Genomic DNA, 1,031 nt, shown 5'->3' with positions numbered 1-1,031 from the left:
CCATTGCCATTCCGAGTCATGGTCAAAGCGGTTACTACCGGCAAGGGGATATCTTTATTCCCCGCATTGGTGAACCACATCGGCATTCCGGCAGGCATTTGCGCCGCATCTAAATAGTTTTCCGCAATGCCATCCACGATGCCACGCCAACTGGTTTCTCGGACTAAATTAACTTCCTCTAATCCATGTTTGACAAAGAAACCTTTTTCTTGGGCCACCACGAGAGGAGCGCAAGCGGTGAGGGGGACAAACCCAATCTCTAAGTTAATTTTTTCTAGCCCATGACGGGAAATTACATCCACTTTGCGGGCCCGGAGTTTTTTGACTCGTTTTTGTTGATTTAAGAAGTAGATAATTTCACTTCTTAAAATATAATAGCTGGGGTGAGTCACCACTTCCATGCGCTTCCGTGGACGGGGAATATCCACTTCTAAAATTCCCCCGATTTTGGAGCTAGGTCCGTTGGTTAACATGACGATGCGATCGGACAGTAATACGGCTTCATCCACATCGTGAGTCACCATCACCGATGTGACCTGATATTCTTCACAAATTCGCATCAGTTGCTCTTGGAGATTGCCCCGTGTTAAGGCATCTAATGCTCCAAAAGGCTCATCTAATAGTAATAATTTGGGACGGATGGCTAGGGCCCGGGCGATCGCGACTCGTTGCTTCATCCCACCGGATAATTCTTTTGGTAATTTATCTACCGCATGACGTAACCCCACTAAATCGATGTGATCTTCAATAATTTGGTTTCTTTCGCCTTCGGGCAATCCCGCCATGACTTCATTGACCGCGAGGCCAATATTTTGCCGCACCGTTAACCAAGGCAAAAGGGAATAGTTTTGGAACACCACCATGCGATCGGGACCGGGTTTTTGAACCCGTTGTCCTTCCAGGGCCACCACTCCCTCACTGGGTAAATCTAATCCTGCAATCATATTGAGCAGGGTGGACTTGCCACAACCCGAGTGACCAATTAAAGAGACAAATTCGCCTTTTTTAATCTGTAAATTGATGCCTTTGAG

At 46.9% G+C, this 1,031-nt stretch carries 1 protein-coding gene; it reads right to left on the bottom strand.

The window, feature by feature from the left end; genetic code table 11:
• Positions 1-1,031, bottom strand: a 1,031-nt coding sequence (locus tag NG792_RS28820; RefSeq protein ID WP_261237811.1) for a nitrate ABC transporter ATP-binding protein, incomplete at both ends; no start/stop codon positions are given.

Source organism: Laspinema olomoucense D3b (assembly GCF_025370785.1).
GTDB lineage: Bacteria > Cyanobacteriota > Cyanobacteriia > Cyanobacteriales > Laspinemataceae > Laspinema > Laspinema olomoucense.
The sequence above is the reverse complement of the archived record's forward strand: the minus strand, read 5'-3'. Positions and strand labels throughout refer to the sequence as shown.